We start from the raw sequence: 22,912 nt of genomic DNA on the forward strand, positions 1-22,912 counted from the left end.
CTCTCGTAGGAAACCCCCACAAGCCAGCCTTCGAGCTGGCTTGTGCGTATTCAAGCCATGACTATTTGGGAGTGAGCGCAGGACATGTCCCGCAATTCTTATATTCAGCAGAGCTCTGACATCCAGGCCGCAGGCGGCCTGGTCCCGATGGTTATCGAGCAGTCCGCCCGTGGCGAACGCGCTTACGACATCTACTCGCGCCTGTTGAAGGAGCGTGTGATCTTCCTGGTTGGCCCGGTAGAGGACTACATGGCCAACCTCGTCGTCGCGCAACTGCTGTTCCTTGAGGCGGAAAACCCGGACAAGGATATCCATCTGTACATCAACTCGCCGGGCGGTTCCGTCACCGCCGGCATGTCGATCTACGACACCATGCAGTTCATCAAGCCGGACGTCTCGACCATCTGCATCGGCCAGGCCTGCAGCATGGGCGCCTTCCTGCTGGCTGCAGGTGCCAAGGGCAAGCGTCACTGCCTGCCGAACTCGCGCGTGATGATCCACCAGCCGCTGGGCGGCTTCCAGGGTCAGGCCACCGATATCGAGATCCACGCCCAGGAAATCCTCAATATCAAGGCACGCCTGAACGAGCTGCTGGCTTACCACACCGGCCAGGATCTCGAGACCATCAAGCGCGACACCGAACGTGACAACTTCATGAGCGCCTCGCGCGCGGCCGAGTACGGCCTGATCGACTCGGTCTACGACAAGCGGCAACTGGCCTCCTGAACCGGGGTGTCAGAGCAGGTGGGCGCGGAAAGCGCCTACCTGCGGACTTGAAAAAGCCCGCAATTGCCTTCATCTTGTGTTGCAAGCCTACCGGATTGGATCGATCGAATGACTGACACCCGTAACGGCGAGGACAGCGGCAAATTGCTTTATTGCTCCTTCTGCGGCAAAAGCCAGCACGAAGTGCGCAAACTGATTGCCGGGCCCTCGGTATTTATCTGCGACGAGTGCGTCGACCTGTGCAACGACATCATCCGTGAGGAGGTGCAGGAAGCCCAGGCCGAGAGCAGCGCGCACAAATTGCCTTCGCCGAAAGAAATCAGCGGTATCCTGGACCAGTACGTCATTGGCCAGGAACGCGCGAAGAAGGTGCTTGCCGTAGCGGTGTACAACCACTACAAGCGCCTGAACCAGCGTGACAAGAAGGGTGATGAAGTCGAACTCGGCAAGAGCAACATCCTGCTCATCGGGCCGACCGGCTCGGGCAAGACCCTGCTCGCCGAAACCCTTGCACGTCTGTTGAACGTACCGTTCACCATTGCTGACGCCACCACCCTGACCGAAGCCGGTTACGTGGGTGAGGACGTCGAGAACATCATCCAGAAGCTGTTGCAGAAGTGCGACTACGATGTGGAAAAGGCCCAGATGGGCATTGTCTACATCGACGAGATCGACAAGATCTCGCGCAAGTCGGACAACCCGTCCATCACCCGTGACGTCTCGGGCGAGGGCGTGCAGCAGGCACTGCTGAAGCTGATCGAGGGCACCGTGGCTTCGGTTCCGCCGCAGGGCGGCCGCAAGCACCCGCAACAGGAATTCCTGCAGGTCGATACCCGCAATATCCTGTTCATCTGCGGTGGCGCCTTCTCGGGCCTGGAAAAGGTCATCCAGAACCGCTCCACCAAGGGTGGTATCGGTTTTGGCGCCGAAGTACGCAGCAAGGAAGAGGGCAAGAAGGTTGGCGAGTCCCTGCGCGAGGTCGAGCCGGACGATCTGGTCAAGTTTGGCCTGATCCCGGAATTCGTCGGTCGCCTGCCGGTACTGGCAACTCTCGACGAGCTGGATGAGGCTGCGCTGATGCAGATCCTCACCGAGCCGAAGAACGCCCTGACCAAGCAGTATGCCAAGCTGTTCGAGATGGAAAGCGTCGACCTCGAGTTCCGCAGCGATGCGCTCAAGGCCGTGGCACGCAAGGCCCTGGAGCGCAAGACCGGCGCCCGTGGCCTGCGTTCGATCCTCGAGGGCGTGCTGCTCGACACCATGTACGAGATTCCTTCGAAGAAGGATGTCAGCAAGGTGGTGATCGACGAGAGCGTCATCGATGGCACCTCGCAGCCGCTGATGATCTACGAGAACAGCGAGCCGCAAGCCAAGGCCGCGCCGGACGCCTGATCCAGGCAATGGCGGGTTGATGGTTGCAAGCATGGAGGGGGCCTACGGGCCCCTTTCTGCTTTTCCTGCGCTAGCGCTTGTAATTTCCCAAGCGTGCCCCCACATTAGGTCCAAGCATCATTTCCACCGGTTTCCGGCCATAAGGCCGCTGTAGAGGCGAAATCATGAAGACCACCCTCGACTTGCCTCTTTTGCCATTGCGCGATGTCGTTGTTTACCCGCACATGGTCATCCCGCTGTTCGTGGGGCGCGAAAAGTCCATCGAAGCCCTCGAGGCGGCGATGACGGGCGAAAAGCAGATTCTCCTGCTGGCCCAGAAAAACCCGGCCGACGATGATCCGGGCGAAGACGCCCTGTACCGCGTCGGTACCGTTGCCACCGTGCTGCAATTGCTGAAACTGCCCGATGGCACCGTCAAGGTGCTGGTCGAGGGCGAGCAGCGCGGCGCCGTGGAGCGTTTCAGCGAAGTTGAAGGGCACATCCGTGCCGAAGTTTCCCTGATCGATGAAGTCGACGCCGCCGAGCGCGAATCGGAAGTGTTCGTGCGTACGCTGCTGTCGCAGTTCGAGCAGTACGTGCAGCTGGGCAAGAAAGTCCCTGCCGAAGTGCTGTCGTCGCTGAACAGCATCGAAGAGCCGGGGCGCCTGGTCGACACCATGGCCGCGCACATGGCGCTGAAAATCGAGCAGAAGCAGGAAATCCTCGAAATCGTCGACCTGCCGACCCGTGTCGAGCATGTATTGGCGCTGCTGGATGCCGAAATCGACCTGCTGCAGGTCGAAAAGCGCATTCGCGGTCGGGTCAAGAAGCAGATGGAGCGCAGTCAGCGCGAGTACTACCTGAATGAGCAGATGAAGGCCATTCAGAAAGAACTCGGTGACGGCGACGAAGGCCACAACGAAGTCGAAGAGCTGAAAAAGCGCATCGAAGCCGCTGGCCTGCCCAAGGACGCACTGGCCAAGGCCCAGGCCGAGCTGAACAAGCTCAAGCAGATGTCGCCGATGTCGGCCGAGGCCACTGTGGTGCGCTCTTACCTCGACTGGCTGGTGCAGGTGCCGTGGAAGGCCCAGAGCAAGGTGCGCCTGGACCTGGCCAAGGCCGAGGAAATCCTCGATGCCGACCACTATGGCCTGGAAGAGGTCAAGGAACGCATCCTCGAATACCTTGCCGTGCAAAAGCGCGTCAAGAAGATCCGCGGCCCGGTACTGTGCCTGGTCGGCCCGCCTGGCGTCGGCAAGACCTCGCTGGCCGAGTCGATCGCCGCTGCCACCAACCGCAAGTTCGTGCGCATGGCCCTGGGTGGTGTGCGTGACGAGGCCGAGATCCGTGGCCACCGCCGTACCTACATCGGTTCCATGCCTGGCCGCCTGATCCAGAAGATGACCAAGGTAGGGGTGCGCAACCCGCTGTTCCTGCTGGACGAAATCGACAAGATGGGCAGCGACATGCGTGGCGACCCGGCCTCGGCACTGCTCGAAGTGCTCGACCCGGAGCAGAACCACAACTTCAACGACCACTACCTGGAGGTCGACTACGATCTCTCGGATGTGATGTTCCTGTGCACCTCGAACTCGATGAACATCCCGCCGGCATTGCTCGACCGGATGGAAGTCATCCGCCTGCCGGGTTACACCGAAGACGAGAAGATCAACATCGCCGTCAAGTACCTGGTGCCCAAGCAGGTCAAGGCCAACGGCCTGAAGAAGGAAGAGCTGGAGGTCGACGTTTCGGCGATCCGCGACATCATCCGCTACTACACCCGCGAAGCCGGTGTGCGTGGCCTGGAGCGGCAAATTGCCAAGGTCTGCCGCAAGGTGGTCAAGGAACATACCGGGCAGAAGCAGGTCAAGGTCAAGGTGGCCAGCGAGCAGCTGGAACACCTGCTGGGCGTGCGCAAGTTCCGCTACGGCCTGGCCGAGCAACAGGACCAGATCGGCCAGGTTACCGGCCTGGCCTGGACCCAGGTGGGCGGCGAACTGCTGACCATCGAAGCCGTGGTCATCCCCGGCAAGGGCCAACTGATCAAGACCGGCTCGCTGGGCGACGTCATGGTCGAGTCGATCACCGCCGCGCAGACCGTGGTGCGTAGCCGTGCCCGCAGCCTGGGTATCGCCGCCGACTTCCACGAGAAGCATGACGTGCATATCCACATGCCTGAAGGCGCCACGCCGAAGGACGGCCCAAGTGCCGGTATCGGCATGTGCACCGCGCTGGTGTCGGCGCTGACGCAGATTCCGGTGCGTGCCGATGTGGCCATGACCGGCGAAATCACCCTGCGTGGCCAGGTGCTGGCGATTGGCGGGCTGAAGGAAAAACTGCTGGCGGCACACCGTGGCGGCATCAAGACGGTGATCATTCCCGAGGAGAATGTTCGCGATCTGAAGGAGATTCCGGAAAATATCAAACAGGATCTGCAGATCAAACCGGTCAAATGGATTGACGAAGTCCTGCAAATTGCGCTGCAATACGCCCCGGAGCCCTTGCCAGATGTGGCTCCGGAGATTGTCGCGAAAGATGAAAAGCGCGACGGCGATGCTAAGGAAAGAATCAGCACGCACTAGTAGTTTTTTGCTGGGGGGCTTTCCTTGACAGTTTTTTCGGGGCCTTGCTATAAAGCGGCACGCTATTGTCATCAGGCCACCCAGCGCACGTTTCATAAGCTTTTCATTACATACTTAGAAACAAACTCAATAGAGAATAAGGGGACTTAGAGTGAACAAGTCGGAACTGATTGACGCTATCGCCGCATCTGCTGACATCCCGAAAGCTGTAGCCGGCCGTGCGCTGGACGCAGTCATCGAATCCGTCACCGGCGCCCTGAAGCAAGGTGACGATGTGGTACTGGTTGGCTTCGGTACCTTCTCGGTCAAGGAGCGCGCAGAGCGCACCGGCCGCAACCCGCAAACCGGCAAGGCGATCAAGATCGAAGCCGCCAAGGTTCCAGGTTTCAAGGCCGGCAAAGGCCTGAAAGACGCCGTCAACTAAGTCGTCTTTCAGCCGGACCCGGCCCTGGCCAGGTCCGAGTACGGTGACGGCGGGGCGCAAACGTTCCCGCCTGACACGTTTGCTAAGCAAAGGCGCATCCTCGGATGCGCCTTTCTTTTATCAGGTTTCTACCCACGCTCCGCGGTTGTCGACGCAGTGGTACAGCCGTTTCTGGGGGACGCATGCTGCAAAATATCAGGGACAATTCACAAGGTTGGATTGCCAAGACCATCATCGGCCTTATCGTCGTGTTGATGGCGTTGACCGGCTTCGAAGCCATTTTCCAGGCCGCCACCCATAGCCAGGACGCCGCCAAGGTGAACGGCCAGACCATCAGCCAGAACGAGCTGAGCCAGGCGGCCGACATGCAGCGCCGTCAGCTGATGCAACAGTTGGGCAAGGATTTCGACCCGGCGCTGCTGGATGACAAATTGCTGCGCGAAGAGGCACTGAAGGGCCTGATCAGCCGCAAGCTGCTGCTGCAGGGCGCCGAAGATGCCAAGTTCGCCTTCTCCGAGGCCGCACTGGATCAGGTGATCCTGCAGACGCCGGAGTTCCAGGTGGACGGCAAGTTCAGTGCGGACCGTTTCGACCAGGTCATTCGCCAGATGGGCTATGGCCGCATGCAGTTCCGCGACATGCTCGCCGAGGAAATGCTCATCGGCCAGCTGCGCACCGGCCTGGCCGGCAGCAGCTTCGTCACCGACCAGCAGGTCGATGCCTTTGCTCGCCTCGAGAAGCAGACTCGCGACTTCGCTTCCCTGACCTTCAAGGCCGACCCGGCCGCGGTCAAGGTCAGCGATGAAGAGGTCAAGGCGCATTACGACAAGCACGCCAAGGAGTTCATGTCGCCAGATCAGGTAGTGATCGACTACATCGAACTGAAGAAGGCGGCGTTCTTCGATCAGGTCAAGGTAACCGACGAAGAGCTCAAGGCCCAGTACGAGAAGGAAATCGCCAACCTCGCCGAGCAGCGCCATGCCGCGCACATCCTCATCGAGGTCAACGACAAGGTCACCGACGCCCAGGCCAAGGCCCGCGCCGAAGAGATCGAGCAGCGTCTGGCCAAGGGTGAAGACTTTGCCGCGCTGGCCAAGGAGTTCTCCCAGGACCCGGGTTCGGCCAACAGCGGCGGTGACCTTGGCTTTGCCGGCCCGGGCGTTTACGACCCGGCGTTCGAGGATGCGCTGTACAAGTTGCAGGATGGCCAGGTCTCGGCGCCGGTGCGCACCGAGTTCGGCTACCACCTGATCAAGCTGCTGGGCGTGCAGGCGCCGGAAGTGCCGAGCTTCGCCAGCCTGAAGGACAAGCTGACCCGTGACTTGAAGATCCCGCTGGTCGAGCAGCGTTACGTAGATGCCAGCAAGCAGCTGCAGGATGCCGCCTACGAGGCTTCCGACTTGGCCCAGCCGGCCCAGGACCTGAACCTGAAGGTGCAAACCTCCGCAGCCTTCGGCCGCGAGGGTGGCGAAGGCATCACTGCCAACCGTTCGGTTGTGCAGGCCGCATTCTCCGAAGAAGTGCTGGAGGAGGGTGCCAACAGCACCGCCATCGAGCTCGACCCGGAAACCACCGTGGTGCTGCGCGTCAAGGAGCACCGCAAGCCTGAGCAGCTGCCGCTGGAAGCCGTGGCCAAGAACATCAGCGAACACCTGGCCAAGGAGAAGGCGACTGCCGAGCTCAAGGCCAAGGCGGACAAGCTGATTGCCGGCCTGCGTGACGGTTCCATCGCAGCGGGCAGTGTGCACGAAGGGCAGGGCTGGAAGGCCTATGAAGCAGTTACCCGCGGCGAGGACGGTATCGACCCGGCCGAGCTGCAGGCGCTGTTCCGCCTGGGCAAGCCGCAAGCCAAGGACAAGCCGGTATATGGCAGCGTCGTGCTGCGTGACGGTAGCCTGGTGGTACTGCAGCTCAAAGGTGTCAACGAAGGCGCTGCTGCCACCGACGAAGAGAAGCAGCAGATCCGCCGCTACCTCGCGTCGCGTGCTGGCCAGCAGGACTTCGCGGCGTACCGCAAGCAGCTGGAAGCCAAGGCGGACATCACCCGTTACTAAGGTGATGGAAGCATGAACGAACAGGCCGCCCAGTGCGGCCTGTTTCGTTTCTGTTGCCTGTGCTGGCCTCTTCGCGGGTAAACCCGCTCCCACAGGTCCAACACAGGTTTCATGTACTGTGGTGAACCTGTGGGAGCGGGTTTACCCGCGAAGAGGCCAGCACAAGCAGCACAAGGCCTAGCGCTTCGTCCCTTCATAGCTATCCAGCGTATCCCGCGCAATCTCCCGCCCCAGGGCAATCAGCTCCGGCGCCTTGTAGAACTCGAAGAACCGGCACACGCGTTTGGGCACGTTGATCAGCACATCCGGTGGATAGCCGGCAATCTTGTATTGCGCCAACGAGGTCTGCATGACCTCGAAGCTCTGGTTGATCAGGTCCAGCAGTGAAGCGGGCCCCACGTTGTCGATGATGAACGAACCGGTCGCCGACTTCGGCGCGCCCTCGCGCTCCGGCGCCGCCGCCGGTTGCTGGCCCTCCGGGTCGGCGGCATCGGCCAACCACGGGCTTGGCGGCGCCAGCCCTTCGGCGACGATTTCCTGCTCGATGCGGATCAGCTCCTCCGCCGGTTTGCGCCGGAACGGCAAGCGCGAGCCCAGCGAGCTGAGCAGTGCATCGAAACGCATCTTGAACGCCGCCGGGCGCTCGATCACCGGTAACTGGTACTGCTTCTGGTTGGTGGCGTTGAGGTTGACCGCGATGATCAGGTCGCAGTGGCTGGACACCACCGGCACGATCGGTAGCGGGTTGAGAATGCCGCCGTCGACCAGCATGCGGTTGCCTTGCATCACCGGGGTGAACAGGCTGGGGATGGCTGCCGAGGCACGCATGGCCTGGTGCAGGCAGCCCTCCTGGAACCAGATCTCCTGCTGGTTGGTGAGGTCGGCTGCAACCGCTGTGTAGGGGATGCGCAATTGCTCGATGTTGATCTCGCCGACGATCTTGCGGATTTGCCCGAACACCTTGTCGCCGCGAATTGCGCCGAGACGAAAACTGACATCGACCAGGCGCAACACATCCAGGTAGTCGAGGCTCTCGATCCAGTTGCGGTACTCTTCCAGCTTGCCGGCGGAATAGATGCCGCCGATCACCGCGCCCATGGAGCAGCCGGCGATACAGGCAATGTCGTAGCCGCGGCGCTCGATTTCCTCGATCACGCCGATGTGTGCATACCCCCGGGCTCCACCCGATCCCAGTACCAGTGCCACGCGTTTGCTCATGAACATTCCCCGGCCAGTGCAACCATGGTCCTACAATGCACCCATCGCCACCTGTGCTTCAATGTGCATCGCGCTGAGCTACTGTAATAAATCTGGCTGGGCCAAGCCGGCCGGGCAGGGCACTTTTCAGCTGCCAGGGCGTCGAACAGCCAACGTTTTTTTCCATTGAGGTATTACCAATGAAAGCCTGGATCTGCCTTCCACTGATTGCCTTGGCCCTCGCTGGCTGCGCGGGCAAGACGGCCTACCGCGAGAGTTGCGCGACCCAACTGGATGCCGCCTGGAAGGAGCTGGACCTGGCCAAGGCCGAAGGCTTTGCCGGTGCCGTGAGCTACTCCAAGGCCTTGTCGCTGCTGACCGGGGCCAAGACCCAGCAGCAGTTCGAAGGTTATGAAAGTTGCACCAGAAAAGCCGAGAAGGCCCGTTTCTACATTCGTGAGTCTCGCGCCGGGCGCTGACCAAGGAGCGTCTTTCAATGTCTGCGATGCTCGACCATGTGGTTGCCCAGGTAGTGGCCTTGCAGGTGCGCCTGCTGGCCTGTCGCGAGCGCCTGGCTGCCGATACGGACAGCGAGGCCTTGCATGACCTGCGCACCACCCTGCGGCGCCTGCGCAGCCTGCTGCGGCCACTGCGTGGGTTACCAGGGGTGGAGCAGCTGGAGGACGCCGCCAGGTCGTTGGGCACCCTCACCACGCCGTTGCGTGACCGTGAGGTGCTGGCGGCCGAACTGATCGGGTGTGGTTTTGCCGAGGCCGGGCAGCGGCGTCTGGAAGGGCGTGACAGGACCTTCGCCAGTGTTGCCGCCAGCCCGCAGCTGACCCGGGTGCTGGCGATTGTCGACGCGTTTCCGCTGTTCCTGCGGGCAGCTGGCCGCGAAGGGCTGGTCAAGGGGCTGGAAAAGCGTATCGACAAACGCCTGGGCAAACAGTGGCGCAAGTTGCACAAAGCACTGCAGGACCCGGCCCACGACCGCCACCGCCTGCGTTTGTTGATCAAGCGTGCGCGTTATGGCGATGAGGCCTATCCGCAGCTCGACCATGCGAGCAAACAGTTGCGGCGCTTGCTGAAGCAGGCTCAGGGTGACCTGGGTGACTGGCATGATCGCCTGCAATGGCTGCTGCAAGCTCGCGACCATGCCGACCTGGCACCCTGCAAGGCCGCCTGGGAGCAGGAATTGCACGAGGCCGAGCGCCATTCGGATGTAACGCTGGATGCACTGCAGCAGGCGTTGGCGCGGCGAAAGCCCGAAAAATGACCGATATGCGGGCTGATCGGCAAGGGTTTGCTGGCTAGGATGGGCAGACCTTTTTCGCTGCAGGCAGGAGCCGGCCAATGAATTTCAACCAACTGCTCGACGCCGTGCGGGCCAACCCCGATGCTGTGAGCATCCCGCCAAGCTGGGCCCAGGGGCGCGCCGCCTTTGGCGGGCTGATGGCGGCCATGGTTTATGAAGCCATGCGCCAGAAAATCTCCGATGGCCGCCCCGTGCGTTCGTTGGCCATCAGCTTTGTGGCGCCGGCTGCGGCGGATGTGCCAATCCGCTTCGACGTGGAGGTGCTGCGGGAAGGCAAGGCTGTCAGCACCTTGCTGGGCCGTGCCGTTCAGGACGGCCAGGTGGTGACCCTGGTGCAGGGCAATTTCGGTGCAGGGCGGCCGTCGGTGGTCGATGTGCCGGCGTTGCCGGCCGCGGAAATGAAAGCGCTCGACGACGCCGCTCCCGAGCTACCCCATATCAAAGGCGTTACCCCGGAGTTCATGCAGCATGTCGCCTTGCGCTGGGCGGTGGGCGGGTTACCGTTCAGTGGCAATCAGTCGCGCCAGATGGGCGGCTGGGTACGTTTGCGCGGAGTGGCAGAAGAGCCGGTCAACGAGGCGCACCTGCTGGCGTTGGTCGATGCCTGGCCGCCGAGCCTGATGCCGTTTCTCAAGCAGCCTGCTGCCGGCAGCACGTTGACCTGGACCATCGAATTCATGCAGCCCACGGCGCAGCTATCGACCCTGGACTGGTGCCGCTATTGCGTGGAGACCGAACATGCGCGGGATGGTTACGGGCATGCCGCCGCAACGTTGAGGACGGCGCAGGGCGAGTTGCTGGCCTTGAGCCGGCAGACGGTTACCGTGTTTGCCTGACCGAGCCTGGGAGCGCGTTGCGCTCCTATCGCGACACAAGGCCGCTCCCACAGGATCGCGTGAATCTCAGGAGATGCGCGATCTTGTGGGAGCGGCCTTGCGTCGCGATTGGGCTGCAGAGCAGCCCCAATAGCATCAATGCCGATGCTTGTGTCGTTCCCGCCAGGCCTTCCACCAGGCCCCGCTCAGCAAGAAGCGCGGAAAGGTGATGAACTGCTCGGTCAGCAGGCGTTGCACGGCATCCTTGCGGTTCGCGAAGGGCTCGGGTTGCTCTGCTTCCAGGCGATGGCCCTGGCGCTGCAGGCCCAGGCCAGCGATCAAGGCAATGATGCCAACGGCAATCTGGCCCAGATCCAGGCCGAACAGCCCGGACAGAATCAGCAACGCGCCAAGGATGAACAACGGCACGGCGATCAGGTGCAGCACTAGGTTGGCCGGGTGGCGGTGGTTGTGATGGTAGCCGCGCCATTGCCAGGCGGGCAGGTTGGGCAGGCGTTTGCTCATGGGCATTTCCTCTCGGTCATGCCCAAAGCTTAGTGCGCCCCCAAGGCGGGAGCCAATCGAGGCTGGCTATGGTGACTATAGCTTGAGCTGGCCAATGGCCTTGTTCAGTTCACCGGCCAGGGTTGCCAGTTCGCTGCTGGTGGTCGCGGAGCCCACGGTCTGTTGCACGGTCTGTTCGGTGACATCGCGAATGCTCACCACGGCGCGGTTCATTTCCTCGGCCACCTGGCTTTGCTGCTCGGCTGCCACGGCAATCTGGGTATTGCTTTCGCGCATCTGTGCCACGGCACCAGTGATCTCGGCCAGTGCTTCGCCGGCTTCCTGGGCCTGCCGGACGCAGTCGTCGGCCTTGTACGAGCTTTCCTGCATGAACTCCACTGCATCGCGGGTGCCTGACTGCAGGGCCGAGACCATGGTGGTGATCTCGTCGGTGGAGGTTTGCACGCGCTTGGCCAGGTTGCGCACTTCATCGGCCACCACGGCAAAGCCGCGGCCCAGGTCGCCGGCGCGCGCTGCTTCGATGGCGGCATTGAGGGCCAGCAGGTTGGTCTGCTCGGCGATGCTGTGGATCACACTGACCACGCCATTGATCTTCTGACTGTCTTCGGCCAGTTGACGAATCATCTCGGCAGTTTGCTGCACGCCGCTGGACAATCCGGAGATCGAGTCCTGCACTCGGCTGACCACCTCCTGACCGCTACCGGCCAAGGTGTCGGCTGTTTGTGACAGATCACGGGTAGCGCCAGCATGCTGGGCGATGTGGTGCACCGTAGCCGACATTTCGTTGATGGCGGTAGCGGCCTGGTCGGTCTCGCTCTGCTGGCCGAGCATGCCGTGGCGCACATCGCTCATGCTCGCGGCCAGGCGAGCGGCGCCGGAGTCCAGTTGCGCAGCGGTGTGGGCGACGGTACTGACCACGCGATGGTAGGTCGCCTGCATGGCATTGAAGGCCCCGGCCATCTGGCCGACCTCGTCGCCACAGGCCAGCGGCACTCGGGCCGAAAGGTCGCCGGTTTTTTCCACGTGCAGCATCACGTCCTTGAGGGTGTTGAGCTGGCTGAGCAGAAAGCGGATCAGTAGCTGCGAGGCGCCGAGCATGGCCAGCATCAGGATCAGTACGCATACCGCGTAGTTGCTGAAGCGGTCGAAGAACACCTGGCGCAGGCTTGGCGACTGGGCCAGCACGGCCATTTGCTGATCGCCGTTGCGCAGTACCTGCGCGCCTTGTAGCGGGTTGTCGCCCAAGAGCCGGGCGGCGGGCAGCTCGACCCAGCCTTGGGCATCGCGCAGGGCCTCGAGGGGTTCGCCCGCGAAGGTGGGCGTCTGCCCGGCGGACCAGCTGATGACGTTGGCCGGGCGGGGCAGCGGCTGGCCGGCCGGCCATGCAGCCAGCAGTTGTGCCTGTGCAGCTGCCTGGGCCTGCGCGGCCTCGGCGCGAGCGCGCTGCTCCAGGTGTACGGCATAGAGCACCAGCAGCAAGGTCGTGACAAAGGCCACCGCGTTGACGGCCCAGAACTTGTACTTCAGGGAAACATTGCTAAGCCAGGCACCCATGGGCAGGTCTTCTCTGAGTTGAGCGGAAACAATATTGGCAAGGTGCCATCATTGTGCCTGCGTGCCCCAAGGAGTTTGTTGACGCATATCAACTCCAAGCGTCAGCCCCCTGTAGGAGCAGCCTTGTGCTGCGAAGGGGCAGGTAAGGCCAACCGATGTAGTAGCTGTTATGGTCTCTTCGCAGCACAAGGCTGCTCCTACAAAGGGTCGCGTCGGGTTCAGGGGAGTTGGAAAAACGCCCGCGCCGTCGCTGTGGTATGCGCCGCCGTATGCTCGGCAGACTCACCCCGGTGCAAGGCCACTTCGCGCAGTACCTCCGGCAGGAACGCCGGTTCGTTGCGCCCGTTCTTCGGCTTGGGTCGCAGGCTGCGCGGCAGCAGGTAAGGCGCATCGCTCTCCAGCATCAGCCGCCCCTCGGCAATGTTGCCCACGAGCGGGTGCAGGTGGGTGCCACGGCGTTCGTCGCAGATCCAGCCGGTAATACCGATGTGCAAGTCCATGTCCAGGTAGGCGAACAGGGCTTCGCGCTCGCCGGTAAAGCAGTGCACTACTGCGCCGGTCAGGTGGTCGCGGTAATCCTTGAGGATCGCCAGCAGGCGTTCGCTGGCGTCGCGTTCGTGCAGGAACACCGGCAGGCGCAGTTCGGCAGCCAGCGCCAGCTGTGCCTCCAGGGCTTTTTCCTGGAGTGGGCGAGGGGAGAAGTCGCGGTTGAAATCCAGGCCGCATTCACCCACGGCGCGTACCCGTGGTTCACTCAACAGCTGGCGCAACTGGCGCTCGCTGCCGGCATCCCAGGCCTTGGCATCGTGAGGGTGCACCCCAGCCGTGGCGAACAGGTGCGCACCGCTGGCATCCAGTTGCTGGCAAAGCTCCAGCGCCTGTTCGCTGACCGCCAGGCTGGTGCCCGTGAGCACCATCTGCATGACCCCAGCTTCGAGGGCGCGCTCGACGATTGCCGCCTGCTGGTCGTGGAAACTACTGTTGGTCAGGTTGACGCCGATATCGATCAGTTGCATGGTGCTACCTCGTGCCGCGGGGCGGCCAGCATAGCAAAAACCGTGTTTTTCTGAAAAAACCAAGAACTTCATGCTGTTGCCGTGGTCTTTTACCGTCATTTCTCTCCTGGCGGTGCAACCCCATGGATGCCGCCCACCGACCACGGACACGTTTCGCATGCAGCGATGCTGGCTCATTTTCCTGCTGACGCTTGGGCTGACCTTGACCGGACCTGCCCACGCGCGCGCGCCAGGCCCGCAGCAGAACATCGCGCCGGCCAAGGTCCGTGACCTGCAACAGATACGCACCAGCCAGGTGTTGCGGGTGCTGGTCAACCAGAGCCGCAACAGCTCCGGTGAGGTCAAGGGTGAGCCGGTCGGCATCGAATACTATCGCCTGCGTGCCCTGGAACATTATCTCAATGCCCGCGCCGCCGACGGCCAGGAGATACAGCTCAAGCTGATCCCGCGGGCCAAGGAGCAGCTGCTGGGCGCCTTGGCCCGTGGCGAGGGTGACCTGGCCGCGCCGGGCGAGCTGCTGGACCCCGCTGTAGTGCGCGGGGTCAGCAGCAGCGCACCGGTGCTCGACCGTGTGCAGCTGCTGCTGGTCGGGCGCAAGGGCGAGCGCAGCTTCAGCCATGTCGAGCAGTTGTCCGGGCGTACCGTGGCCCTGACCAGCGCCAGTGCCGCCGGCCCGTTGATCCAGCAGGTCAACCAACAGCTGGCGCTGCGCAAGCGTGCGCCGATCAAGGTTGAGTGGGTCGACTCGACCCTGGCGGTGGAGGACGTGCTGGAAATGGTCCAGGCCGGCATCTATCACCTGACCATGGTCGAGCAGCCGATCGCCCGGCGCTGGGCCCGGGTGATGCCGCGCCTGCGCCTGGACAGCCGCGTGCAGCTGGGGGCGCCGCAAGCCATGCGTTGGTATGTGGGGCACGATGCACCGCAGTTGCTGGCCACGGTCGATCGCTTTCTGCAGGGCTACCGCGCGCCCGACAACCAGGACGCCGCGTTCGAGCGCATCTACCGCCGCCAGTACCGGGTGCACGACCCGCTGGTCAGCAAGAATCGCCAGCGCCTGACCGCGCTGCGTGCCGTGCTGCAGAAGCACGGCGAGGCGCAGCAGATCGACTGGCTCAACCTGGCCGCGCTGGCCTTCAAGGAATCGACGCTCAACCCGGCAGCGCGCGGCACCGGCGGGGCACATGGCCTGATGCAGATCACCCCGTCGGCAGCGCAGCGCGTGGGAGTGAGCAACACCGCCACGGTGGATGGCAATGTCCAGGCCAGTGCCCGCTACCTGGCGCTGATCCGGCGCAAATTCTTTGCCAGCGCCAAAATCAACGAACGCGAGCGCATGGCTTTCGTGCTGGCGGCCTACAACCTGGGCCCCGAACGGGTCCAGGCCATGCGCGCCGAAGCGCGGCGGCGCGGGCTGAATGGCGACCAGTGGTTCTTTCAGACCGAGCGCATCGCCATGGAGCAGGTGGGCATGGGGCCCGTCAACTTCGTCAATAGCGTCAACAAGTACTTTGTAGCGTTCAATCGGGAGCGTGCTGCGCTGGAGCGGGTGGCGAAGCGCTGACAAATCGATTTTGTCGATTGTTATGTTGGGTTTTTTGCGATTTTCATATCTATTGAATCGATTATGATGACGCCCATCCCAACACAACTTTCCCGCTTCAAGGAGTCTTCGACATGAACAACGCTACCCTCAACGCTCTGTTCTCTACCCGCGCCGGTGCTGGCCTGAGCGTCATCCGTATCCTGGTCGGCATCATCTTCATCGCGCACGGTGCGCAAAAACTGTTCGGCATGTTCGGTGGCTATGGCCTGGAAGGCACCGGCCAGTGGATGGAGAGCATCGGCCTGGCCCCGGGTTACCTGATGGCGCTGCTGTCCGGTAGTGCCGAGTTCTTCGGTGGCCTGGCCCTGGTGATCGGCCTGTTGGCCCGTCCAGCAGCCCTGGTGCTGGCCGTGACCCTGGTGGTGGCGATCCTCTCGGTGCACATTGGCAACGGCCTGTTCATGTCCAACAACGGCTATGAGTTCGGCCTGGCCCTGCTGGCCGGTACCGTCGCGGTGCTGATCGAAGGCGCTGGCCGCTTCTCGCTGGACCGCCTGATCGCTCGCTGATACACCGTGAACGCCAAGATACAAGCCTCAGGCCGATCACTTTCGGCTTGAGGCTTGTATCTTGGCGCTTGTAGCTCTAGCATACCGCCTGCGCCGATTTAAACAGCTACTTGCGGGGCGCAGGAAGCCCACCTCCGGGTCATCCGAAATACCGCTAAAGCGCTGGTTCGGTGACGCCTCCCACCGCTGCCCAGCGGGTTTCGCGAGGCGGAGAGAAGCTCCATGAGTTGCCCACGTACCAGTGTCTGTTTGAGCCCCTTGCCTGCCAGCCAGGCGTCTCGCACACCGCGCATCCTGCTCGGCGGCCAGCATCAACCCACGCTTTTACGTCATCTCGAAGGCCTGTCCCGGCGCAAGGGCCAGGCGCGTGCATTTCTGATCCAGTTCGCCGATACCGGCTGCCACCTCGCGCAGTATGGCAATGACCGTTTCGACCTGGCCGTGATCCAGGCTCCGGCACCGGACGAGGCCGCCGAAATCATAGGCCACCTCACCCGTATCGCGCGCCAGGGCCTGATTACCCGCCGCTGAGGAGCGCGCTGTTGAGTACCAACATCATCACCACGGAAGGCCATGAGGCGCTGAAGAAAGAGCTGGACCACCTGTGGCGAGTGTACCGCCCGGAAATTACCCAGAAGGTTACCTGGGCGGCATCGCTGGGCGACCGCAGCGAGAACGCCGACTACCAGTACAACAAGAAGCTGCTGCGCGAGATCGACCGTCGGGTGCGTTACCTGCGCAAGCGCCTTGAGGATGTAAAGGTAGTGGCCTACTCGCCGCAGCAGGAGGGCAAGGTGTTTTTCGGGGCCTGGGTGGAGATCGAGAACGATGAGGGCGAGACGATGAAGTTTCGCATTGTCGGTTATGACGAGATCTATGGGCGCAATGACTACATCTCGATCGACTCGCCCATGGCGCGTGCCCTGCTGAAGAAGGAGGAGGGTGATGAGGTGGTGGTGCACACGCCTACTGGTGAAGCGACTTGGTATGTGAACCGCATCAGCTACGGCCAGTGATCTGGTGTTGCCTGTGCCGGCCTCTTCGCGAGTAAACCCGCTCCCACAGGTCCGACACAGGTTTCAAGTATTGTGGCGAACCTGTGGGAGCGGGTTTACCCGCGAAGAGGCCGGCACAGGAAGCCATCAACTCTCGCGCAAAACCGCCAACGGGCTGGCATTCAACGCCCGCCGCGTTCCCAGCACCCCCGCACCACCCACCAATAGCGCCCCTGCCAGCGGCAACACCAGCAACCACACATGCGGGCTCCATTGCAGGTCGAAGGCATAGCGGTACAGCACCAGGGTAATCAGTTCGCACCCGACCGCTGCCAGCAAGCCGCTGGCCGCCCCCAGCAAGCCGAACTCGATCCGCCGTGCCTTGACCAGCAATGGCCGCGCCGCGCCCAACGCACGTAGCAAGGCACCCTGGCGAATGCGCTCGTCCAGCGTCGCCTGCAAACCAGCGAACAACACCGCCAGCCCGGCTGCCAGCACGAACAGCAACACATACTCCACCGCCAGGGTCACCTGGGCGAGGATGCTGCGCAGCTGATCGAGCAAGGCGTCCACCTGCAGGATGGTCACCGCCGGGAATGCGCGTGACAGCGCCACCACATCCAGGTCATGGCCCGGAGCCAGATAGAAGCTGGTCAGGTAGGTGGTCGGCAATCCCTGCAGCGTGCCGGGTTGGAAGATCATGTAGAAGTTCGGCTGGAAGCTGTCCCAGTGCACGCTGCGCAGGCTGCTGACCCGGGCCTGGCGCTGCTGGCCGCCGATGTCGAAGGTCAGCAGGTCGCCCAGTTGCAGTTTCAGGCTGCTGGCCAGTTCCGCCTCTACCGACACACCGGGGGTTTCATCTTCGGCTGGCAACGCCTGCCACCAATTGCCGCTCGCCAGTGTGTTGCCTTCGGGCAGTTCGGCCGCCCAGGTCAGGCTGAGGTCGCGCTGCACGGCGCGCTCGCCTGCCGAGTCCTTGCTGACCACCTGCTGCACCGGTTGCTCGTTGATACGCACCAGGCGGCCAGGTGTCACCGGGTACAGCGGCGCCGAGGTGGCGTTGACCTGCTGCAGGTGTTGGGCGAAGGGCTCACGATCATCCGGCAGGATGTTCAGGGCGAAATGGTTGGGTGCATCCTTGGGCAACTGCGCTTGCCAGGTGTCGAGCAGTTCCGCGCGCAGCAGCGCGACCAGGGCCATGGCCAGCAGGATCAGGCCAAAGGCCAGAGCCTGGCCCGCAGCGGCCATTGGGTGGCGCAGCAGTTGGCCCAGCCCCAGGCGCCAGGTCAGAGGGGCCCCAGCCAGCAATTGGCGCAGGCTGCGCAAACCGAGCAGCAGCAGGCCACCGAGCAGCAGCGCGGCGACCAGGCCGCCACCGAGCAGGGCGAAGGTGAGCAGCAGGTCGAGGCTCAGGCGCCACATGATCAAGCCCAGGGCAAACAGGGCCGCGCCGTACACCAGCCAGCTGCTGGGCGGTATCGGCAGCAGGTCGCGGCGTAGCACGCGCAGCGGTGGCACCTGGCCCAGCGCGGCGATTGGCGGCAGGGCGAAACCAGCCAGGGCCACCAGCCCGGTAGCGATACCGGCCATGGCCGGGACGATGCCGCCTGCAGGCACTACGCTTGGCAGCAGGCCATGCAGCAGGCGGAACAGGCCCAGTTGGGCCAGCCAGCCGAGCAGGGCGCCGGCCAGCGCGGCGACCAGGCCAAGCATGGCCAATTGCAGGCAGTACAGGCCCAGTGCCTGGCGGCGCGAAAGGCCGAGGCAGCGCAGCAGGGCGCTGGCGTCCAGGCGGCGTGCGGCATAGCGGCTGGCCGACAGCGCCACGGCGACGCCTGCCAGCAGCACTGCCACCAGGCTGGCCATGTTCAGGTAGCGCTCGGCCTTGCCCAGTGCGCCGCCGACCTGCTGGTTGCCGTCGCGGGTGTCGCGCAGGCGCTGGTTGGCGGCCAGGTCCTTTTTCAGTGCCTCGCGGTACCGGGCCAATGCTTCGGCATCGCCGCGCCACAGGTCGCGGTAGGTGACCCGGCTGCCCGGCTGGATCACGCCGGTGGCTTGCAGGTCGGCCAGGTTCATCATTACCCGTGGGGTAAGGCTGTAGAAATTGTTGGCGCGGTCCGGTTCGTAGGTCAGCACGCGGCTCATTCGCAGCGTCTTCATGCCCACATCGATGCTGTCGCCAACCTTCAGCCCCAGCGCCGCCAGCAGGCGTGGTTCAACCCATGCTTCCCCAGGTGCCGGGCCGCCTCCCGGGGTTTCTGCGGCATACGGCGCCGCGGCGCTGCGCACTTGCCCGCGCAACGGGTAGGCACCATCGGCAGCCTTGACGCTGGACAGCTGGATGCCGTTGTCGCCGCCGACCACGCTGGTGAACTCGACCACCTGGGCGTGGCGCAGGCCTAGCGCCTTGCCAGCCTCGATCTGCTGGTCGCGGGCCGGGGCGCTGCCCTGCAGCACCAGGTCGGCACCGAGGAACTCGCTGGCGCGCAGTTGCATGGCACCGTTGAGACGGGCACCGAAATAGCCGATGGCAGTACTCGCCGCCACCGCCACCACCAGGGCGAAGAACAGCACGCGCACCTCGCTGGCGCGAATGTCGCGCAGCAGCTGGCGCAGGGCCAGGCCGCACAGGCGGGACAGCGGCATGTGGTTCATCAGGCCTCCACCGGGGCCACCAGGCGGCCCGCATCCAGGCGGATCTGGCGACGGCAGCGCCGGGCCAGGCGTTCGTCATGGGTAACCAGCACCAGGGTGGTGCCGCGCTCCTTGTTCAGTTCGAACAGCAGGTCGCTGATGCGCTCGCCGGTGTGGCTGTCGAGGTTGCCGGTGGGTTCGTCGGCGAACAGCACTGCCGGTTGCGCGGCGAAGGCGCGGGCGATGGCTACCCGTTGCTGTTCGCCGCCCGAAAGCTGGCGCGGGGTGTGGCTCAGACGCTTGCCCAGGCCGACCCGTTCGAGCAGGGTGCGTGCGTGTTCGCGGGCATCGCGGCGGCCGTCCAGCTCCAGCGGCAGCATGACGTTTTCCAGGGCGTTGAGGCTGTCGAGCAGCTGGAACGACTGGAACACGAAGCCCACATGTTCGGCGCGCACCCGCGCGCGTTGGTCTTCATCCAGCGGCCCCAGGTCGTGGCCAGCGAGGATGACCTTGCCGGCACTGGGCTGGTCGAGGCCGGCAAGCAGGCCGAGCAGGGTCGACTTGCCCGAGCCCGAGGCGCCGACGATGGCCAGGCTGTCGCCTTGAGCCAAGTCGAGCGACAGCGCGTGCAAGATAGTCAGGTCACCTTCCGCGCTGGGGACCACTTTGCTAAGGTTCTGCGCAACGAGAATGCTGGGGCCCATGGAGAATCCGATGCGAGTGTGGTGGTTGAGTGCCGGTCTGGCCTTGTATTGCCTGGCCCAGAGCGCGGCGGCGGGAACACTGCTGGTTGTCGGCGATAGTATCAGCGCCGGTTTTGGCCTGGATACCCGCCAGGGCTGGGTTTCCCTGTTGCAGGCCCGCCTGAAGGATGAAGGTTTCGACGACAGAGTGGTCAATGCATCGATCAGCGGCGACACCAGTGCAGGTGGCCAGGCGCGGCTGCCGGCGCTGCTTGCAGCACACAAGCCGAGCCTGGTGGTGCTGGAGCTTGGTGGCAACGATGGCCTGCGCGGGCAGCCGCCAGCGCAATTGCAACAAAATCTTGCCTCGATGATCGAGAGTTCGCAAAAGGCCGGTGCCAAGGTAGTACTGCTTGGCATGCGCCTGCCACCCAATTATGGCGTGCGCTACACCACCGCCTTCGCCCAGGTGTATGAACAGCTGGCGACAGAAAAACAGGTTCCGCTGGTGCCTTTTTTTCTCGAGGGGGTAGGGGGCGTGCCTGAGTTGATGCAGGCGGATGGCATTCACCCGGCACAGGCCGCCCAGCAGCGCCTGCTGGAAAATGCCTGGCCGGCGATAAAACCCTTGCTGTGACGCTTTAAACGGCGCCGGCTTTCGGCTAATGTTGCGCCCCCCGTTTCGAGTGCCACCGATGCCGCGCCCTGCCTGGTCCCTGTATGCCTACCAACTGATCGAGCCTGATGAGCAGCTCGACCTGTTTGCCTGCCAGGAAATCCGCGTTCACCTCGTGGCCCGTCAGCTCGAGCTGGGCGTACCGGCCGATCGCACGCTGTGCGGTGGCCTGCTGCCGGCGCAACCGCGGTGGTCGGGGGTGCCGCGCTCGATCTACCGCGACGGCCGCCTGTGCGACCTGTGCCGCGCCATCCTCGATGCCCAGCGGCGCGGCATGCGCCCGGTGTGGCCGGAGCTGCAGGGTAGCTGAACACCGCACCTTTCATCATCTGAAACGCTTGCATGGCGCCAATGCCTCCCGCTTGCATCGGCGCGGGTGTACAATCGATCCTCTTGACCCACCTTTCGAAGGATTTACCGGATGTTGCCGCGCTTTCCTGCCGTCACCCGTAGCCTGTCCCTGGCCGCCCTGCTGGTAGCAGGCCCCGCTGCTGCGCTGGAGCTGCCACTGCCACCACCCGGTGAAGACATCATCGGCCAGGTGCAGGTGATCAAGGCAAAGTACGAGGACACGTTCGCCGATATCGGCACTGCCAACGACCTCGGCTACCTGGAAATGATCGCCGCCAACCCGGGGGTGGACCCATGGCTGCCAGGTGCCGGCACCGAGATCATTCTGCCGACCCGCTACATCCTGCCGCCTGGCCCGCGTGAGGGCATCGTCATCAACCTGGCCGAGTACCGCCTGTACTACTTCCCGAAAGGGCAGAACGTGGTGCATACCTTCCCGCTGGGGATCGGCCGTGAAGGTTGGGGGTCGCCGATCGCCAATACCAAGATCACCGCCAAGACGCCGAACCCGACCTGGACCCCGCCAGCGTCGATCCGTGCCGAGCACGCGGCTGACGGCGACATCCTGCCGAGCGTGGTGCCGGCCGGCCCGGACAACCCGCTGGGGCCGTTCAAGTTCACCCTCGGCGTGCCGGGCTACCTGATCCATGGTTCGAACAAGAAGTTCGGCATTGGCATGCGTACCAGCCACGGTTGCTTCCGCATGCTCAACAACAACGTGCTGGAGTTGTCGAAGATGGTCCCGGTGGGTACGCCGGTGCGCATCATCAACGAGCCCTACAAGTTCGGTATCAGTGGCGGCAAGGTCTATCTGGAGGCGCACACGCCGCTGGACGACCAGGGTAATCCGTCGGTGGTCGATAAACACACTGCTGTTATCAACGCCTTGCTCAAGCGTGAGGATCTGGCCAATAACCTGCGCATGAACTGGGACATGGTGCGTGACGTGGTGGCCGCGGAAGATGGCATGCCGGTGGAAATTGCCGTGCCGACTGAAAACCAGGGTGGCGCACCGATGGTTTCGAGCATTCCGCCCGAACTGCAGTAAGGTAATTGCGACACACCCGGGCCTGCCTTAGTGCAGGCCTTTTCGTTTCTGCCTGGCGCGTTTGCCTTGTGCGCGGGCAATAAAAAAGCCGACCCACAAGTGGGTCGGCTCCATAACAATCCGTGAGGATTATTACTTGCGGCTGGCTTTGTCCAGCATACGCAGAGCGCGCTCGTTGGCTTCGTCAGCGGTCTGCTGAGCCTTCTGAGCGGCTGCCAGTGCGTCGTCAGCCTTACGGTAGGCTTCGTCTGCACGAGCTTGAGCGCGAGCTGCTGCGTCTTCAGTCGCAGTCAGACGAGCTTCGGTTTCTTTGGATACGCTGCTGCAACCGGTAGCCAGAACTGCGGCCAGAGCCAGAGCAGAGAATTTCAGAACGTTGTTCATCGTGTTCCCCTTCAAGGACTTTCTATTAAATAGCCATCTCTCGGAAAAGAGAAACTGGCCGGCGTACATAGTACCCATTACTTGTAGTAAGTAAACTGACTAAGCGCAAGAACTGCAAAAAAAATGTTGCTTGACGCCCTTCCGACAAGATTTGCGACACGCTTGTGAAAAAAACGTCCAGGGTTCGCAAGCGACTGTAGTACAGGAACTTTTTTGTTGAACTAAGGGTGACTTTAACTGTCCTTCAGCGTCTTAAGCCCTAGTACATCCGGTGGCTGCCGGGCAGGCAGGCAAGAATGGCACTTGGCTGCATTTTCGCCATTTTTAACCGCCACCACCTTGAGCAATCCCGCCTGCGGCGCCTACTATCTTGTGAGTGCCAGGGGATCCGAACGATTGCAATCGTCCAGTGGTCGAAGGGGCAACAGGTGGCGTAGAGGATTCTGT

General features: G+C 63.0%; 22 protein-coding genes. 15 read left to right on the top strand and 7 right to left on the bottom strand.

The window, feature by feature from the left end:
• Nucleotides 1-84 precede the first annotated feature (84 nt).
• The 5 genes from clpP (at nucleotide 85) to JV551A3_RS11905 (ending at nucleotide 7,157) form a co-directional block, all read left to right on the top strand.
• A complete protein-coding gene (gene clpP / locus JV551A3_RS11885) occupies nucleotides 85-726 on the top strand; it encodes an ATP-dependent Clp endopeptidase proteolytic subunit ClpP (protein ID WP_003259400.1) in 642 nt (213 codons plus the stop codon).
• 108 nt (nucleotides 727-834) lie between these two features.
• Nucleotides 835-2,118, top strand: a complete 1,284-nt coding sequence (gene clpX / locus JV551A3_RS11890; protein ID WP_025338419.1) for an ATP-dependent Clp protease ATP-binding subunit ClpX — start codon at nucleotides 835-837, stop codon at nucleotides 2,116-2,118.
• 164 nt (nucleotides 2,119-2,282) lie between these two features.
• Nucleotides 2,283-4,679, top strand: coding sequence for an endopeptidase La (gene lon / locus JV551A3_RS11895; RefSeq protein WP_087501118.1), 2,397 nt, complete (start codon nucleotides 2,283-2,285; stop codon nucleotides 4,677-4,679).
• 151 nt (nucleotides 4,680-4,830) lie between these two features.
• Nucleotides 4,831-5,103, top strand: coding sequence for a nucleoid-associated protein HU-beta (gene hupB, locus JV551A3_RS11900; protein ID WP_003250246.1), 273 nt, complete (start codon nucleotides 4,831-4,833; stop codon nucleotides 5,101-5,103).
• A 182-nt stretch (nucleotides 5,104-5,285) separates the two neighbouring features.
• On the top strand, nucleotides 5,286-7,157 hold the full coding sequence (locus tag JV551A3_RS11905) for a SurA N-terminal domain-containing protein (protein WP_133971003.1): 1,872 nt from the start codon (nucleotides 5,286-5,288) through the stop codon (nucleotides 7,155-7,157).
• A 177-nt stretch (nucleotides 7,158-7,334) separates the two neighbouring features.
• Here JV551A3_RS11905 and JV551A3_RS11915 read toward each other — a convergent pair whose 3' ends face one another.
• On the bottom strand, nucleotides 7,335-8,375 hold the full coding sequence (locus tag JV551A3_RS11915; protein ID WP_133971004.1) for a patatin-like phospholipase family protein: 1,041 nt from the start codon (nucleotides 8,373-8,375) through the stop codon (nucleotides 7,335-7,337).
• A 179-nt stretch (nucleotides 8,376-8,554) separates the two neighbouring features.
• Here JV551A3_RS11915 and JV551A3_RS11920 point away from each other — a divergent pair, with 179 nt between their 5' ends.
• From JV551A3_RS11920 to JV551A3_RS11930, 3 genes are all read left to right on the top strand, one after another.
• On the top strand, nucleotides 8,555-8,833 hold the full coding sequence (locus JV551A3_RS11920; protein ID WP_003259403.1) for a hypothetical protein: 279 nt from the start codon (nucleotides 8,555-8,557) through the stop codon (nucleotides 8,831-8,833).
• A gap of 17 nt (nucleotides 8,834-8,850) precedes the next feature.
• Nucleotides 8,851-9,630 carry a CHAD domain-containing protein gene (locus JV551A3_RS11925; protein WP_133971005.1) on the top strand — a complete coding sequence of 260 codons (780 nt, stop codon included), beginning with the start codon at nucleotides 8,851-8,853 and terminating at the stop codon, nucleotides 9,628-9,630.
• 77 nt (nucleotides 9,631-9,707) lie between these two features.
• Complete coding sequence (locus tag JV551A3_RS11930) at nucleotides 9,708-10,505, top strand: acyl-CoA thioesterase (RefSeq protein ID WP_133971006.1); 798 nt, start codon at nucleotides 9,708-9,710, stop codon at nucleotides 10,503-10,505.
• A gap of 135 nt (nucleotides 10,506-10,640) precedes the next feature.
• Here the strand turns inward: JV551A3_RS11930 and JV551A3_RS11935 are convergent, their stop codons facing one another.
• From JV551A3_RS11935 to JV551A3_RS11945, 3 genes are all read right to left on the bottom strand, one after another.
• Nucleotides 10,641-11,009, bottom strand: coding sequence for an Mpo1-like protein (locus JV551A3_RS11935; RefSeq protein WP_085600188.1), 369 nt, complete (start codon nucleotides 11,007-11,009; stop codon nucleotides 10,641-10,643).
• Between the two features lie 75 nt (nucleotides 11,010-11,084).
• The gene (locus JV551A3_RS11940; RefSeq protein WP_085624706.1) at nucleotides 11,085-12,563 is read right to left on the bottom strand and encodes a methyl-accepting chemotaxis protein; all 1,479 of its coding nucleotides are present in this window, start codon (nucleotides 12,561-12,563) and stop codon (nucleotides 11,085-11,087) included.
• Between the two features lie 218 nt (nucleotides 12,564-12,781).
• The gene (locus JV551A3_RS11945; RefSeq protein ID WP_133971007.1) at nucleotides 12,782-13,579 is read right to left on the bottom strand and encodes a TatD family hydrolase; all 798 of its coding nucleotides are present in this window, start codon (nucleotides 13,577-13,579) and stop codon (nucleotides 12,782-12,784) included.
• 157 nt (nucleotides 13,580-13,736) lie between these two features.
• Here JV551A3_RS11945 and JV551A3_RS11950 point away from each other — a divergent pair, with 157 nt between their 5' ends.
• The 4 genes from JV551A3_RS11950 to greB all read left to right on the top strand — a co-directional run bounded on the left by JV551A3_RS11950 (nucleotide 13,737) and on the right by greB (nucleotide 16,710).
• Complete coding sequence (locus tag JV551A3_RS11950; RefSeq protein ID WP_133971008.1) at nucleotides 13,737-15,143, top strand: MltF family protein; 1,407 nt, start codon at nucleotides 13,737-13,739, stop codon at nucleotides 15,141-15,143.
• Between the two features lie 113 nt (nucleotides 15,144-15,256).
• On the top strand, nucleotides 15,257-15,694 hold the full coding sequence (locus JV551A3_RS11955) for a DoxX family protein (protein ID WP_015269705.1): 438 nt from the start codon (nucleotides 15,257-15,259) through the stop codon (nucleotides 15,692-15,694).
• A gap of 222 nt (nucleotides 15,695-15,916) precedes the next feature.
• Entirely contained in the window at nucleotides 15,917-16,225 is a 309-nt protein-coding gene (locus tag JV551A3_RS11960) for a hypothetical protein (RefSeq protein ID WP_025338428.1), read from the top strand.
• Between the two features lie 11 nt (nucleotides 16,226-16,236).
• Nucleotides 16,237-16,710, top strand: coding sequence for a transcription elongation factor GreB (gene greB / locus JV551A3_RS11965; protein ID WP_133971009.1), 474 nt, complete (start codon nucleotides 16,237-16,239; stop codon nucleotides 16,708-16,710).
• Between the two features lie 126 nt (nucleotides 16,711-16,836).
• On the opposite strand, the gene JV551A3_RS11970 is transcribed toward greB, so the two are convergent.
• Both JV551A3_RS11970 and JV551A3_RS11975 read right to left on the bottom strand, forming a co-directional pair.
• Nucleotides 16,837-19,344, bottom strand: a complete 2,508-nt coding sequence (locus JV551A3_RS11970; RefSeq protein WP_133971010.1) for an ABC transporter permease — start codon at nucleotides 19,342-19,344, stop codon at nucleotides 16,837-16,839.
• Entirely contained in the window at nucleotides 19,344-20,027 is a 684-nt protein-coding gene (locus tag JV551A3_RS11975) for an ABC transporter ATP-binding protein (protein ID WP_016714756.1), read from the bottom strand. The genes JV551A3_RS11970 and JV551A3_RS11975 overlap by 1 nt, the downstream gene beginning before the upstream one ends.
• A gap of 10 nt (nucleotides 20,028-20,037) precedes the next feature.
• Here JV551A3_RS11975 and JV551A3_RS11980 point away from each other — a divergent pair, with 10 nt between their 5' ends.
• The 3 genes from JV551A3_RS11980 (at nucleotide 20,038) to JV551A3_RS11990 (ending at nucleotide 22,081) form a co-directional block, all read left to right on the top strand.
• Entirely contained in the window at nucleotides 20,038-20,643 is a 606-nt protein-coding gene (locus tag JV551A3_RS11980; RefSeq protein ID WP_133971011.1) for an arylesterase, read from the top strand.
• Between the two features lie 58 nt (nucleotides 20,644-20,701).
• Nucleotides 20,702-20,992, top strand: a complete 291-nt coding sequence (locus tag JV551A3_RS11985) for a hypothetical protein (RefSeq protein ID WP_133971012.1) — start codon at nucleotides 20,702-20,704, stop codon at nucleotides 20,990-20,992.
• Nucleotides 20,993-21,103: 111 nt separating this feature from the next.
• Entirely contained in the window at nucleotides 21,104-22,081 is a 978-nt protein-coding gene (locus JV551A3_RS11990) for a L,D-transpeptidase family protein (protein WP_114169811.1), read from the top strand.
• Nucleotides 22,082-22,213: 132 nt separating this feature from the next.
• On the opposite strand, the gene oprI is transcribed toward JV551A3_RS11990, so the two are convergent.
• Complete coding sequence (gene oprI / locus JV551A3_RS11995; RefSeq protein WP_003259780.1) at nucleotides 22,214-22,465, bottom strand: outer membrane lipoprotei OprI; 252 nt, start codon at nucleotides 22,463-22,465, stop codon at nucleotides 22,214-22,216.
• Nucleotides 22,466-22,912: the final 447 nt, after the last annotated feature.

The sequence above is a fragment of the Pseudomonas inefficax genome, assembly GCF_900277125.1.
In the GTDB taxonomy this organism is placed as follows: Bacteria; Pseudomonadota; Gammaproteobacteria; order Pseudomonadales; family Pseudomonadaceae; genus Aquipseudomonas; species Aquipseudomonas inefficax.

Excerpts from the sequence above, each read along its gene's own strand:
- JV551A3_RS11945 (WP_133971007.1), bottom strand. The coding sequence starts at position 13,579 with ATGCAACTGATCGATATCGGCGTCAACCTGACCAACAGTAGTTTCCAC.
- JV551A3_RS11905 (WP_133971003.1), top strand. The coding sequence starts at position 5,286 with ATGCTGCAAAATATCAGGGACAATTCACAAGGTTGGATTGCCAAGACC.
- JV551A3_RS11970 (WP_133971010.1), bottom strand. The coding sequence starts at position 19,344 with ATGAACCACATGCCGCTGTCCCGCCTGTGCGGCCTGGCCCTGCGCCAG.
- JV551A3_RS11915 (WP_133971004.1), bottom strand. The coding sequence starts at position 8,375 with ATGAGCAAACGCGTGGCACTGGTACTGGGATCGGGTGGAGCCCGGGGG.
- JV551A3_RS11975 (WP_016714756.1), bottom strand. The coding sequence starts at position 20,027 with ATGGGCCCCAGCATTCTCGTTGCGCAGAACCTTAGCAAAGTGGTCCCC.
- JV551A3_RS11925 (WP_133971005.1), top strand. The coding sequence starts at position 8,851 with ATGTCTGCGATGCTCGACCATGTGGTTGCCCAGGTAGTGGCCTTGCAG.
- JV551A3_RS11985 (WP_133971012.1), top strand. The coding sequence starts at position 20,702 with ATGCCGCGCCCTGCCTGGTCCCTGTATGCCTACCAACTGATCGAGCCT.
- JV551A3_RS11940 (WP_085624706.1), bottom strand. The coding sequence starts at position 12,563 with ATGGGTGCCTGGCTTAGCAATGTTTCCCTGAAGTACAAGTTCTGGGCC.
- JV551A3_RS11980 (WP_133971011.1), top strand. The coding sequence starts at position 20,038 with ATGCGAGTGTGGTGGTTGAGTGCCGGTCTGGCCTTGTATTGCCTGGCC.
- JV551A3_RS11955 (WP_015269705.1), top strand. The coding sequence starts at position 15,257 with ATGAACAACGCTACCCTCAACGCTCTGTTCTCTACCCGCGCCGGTGCT.
- JV551A3_RS11990 (WP_114169811.1), top strand. The coding sequence starts at position 21,104 with ATGTTGCCGCGCTTTCCTGCCGTCACCCGTAGCCTGTCCCTGGCCGCC.
- JV551A3_RS11930 (WP_133971006.1), top strand. The coding sequence starts at position 9,708 with ATGAATTTCAACCAACTGCTCGACGCCGTGCGGGCCAACCCCGATGCT.
- clpP (WP_003259400.1), top strand. The coding sequence starts at position 85 with ATGTCCCGCAATTCTTATATTCAGCAGAGCTCTGACATCCAGGCCGCA.
- oprI (WP_003259780.1), bottom strand. The coding sequence starts at position 22,465 with ATGAACAACGTTCTGAAATTCTCTGCTCTGGCTCTGGCCGCAGTTCTG.
- clpX (WP_025338419.1), top strand. The coding sequence starts at position 835 with ATGACTGACACCCGTAACGGCGAGGACAGCGGCAAATTGCTTTATTGC.
- JV551A3_RS11960 (WP_025338428.1), top strand. The coding sequence starts at position 15,917 with ATGAGTTGCCCACGTACCAGTGTCTGTTTGAGCCCCTTGCCTGCCAGC.
- JV551A3_RS11920 (WP_003259403.1), top strand. The coding sequence starts at position 8,555 with ATGAAAGCCTGGATCTGCCTTCCACTGATTGCCTTGGCCCTCGCTGGC.
- JV551A3_RS11935 (WP_085600188.1), bottom strand. The coding sequence starts at position 11,009 with ATGAGCAAACGCCTGCCCAACCTGCCCGCCTGGCAATGGCGCGGCTAC.
- lon (WP_087501118.1), top strand. The coding sequence starts at position 2,283 with ATGAAGACCACCCTCGACTTGCCTCTTTTGCCATTGCGCGATGTCGTT.
- JV551A3_RS11950 (WP_133971008.1), top strand. The coding sequence starts at position 13,737 with ATGCAGCGATGCTGGCTCATTTTCCTGCTGACGCTTGGGCTGACCTTG.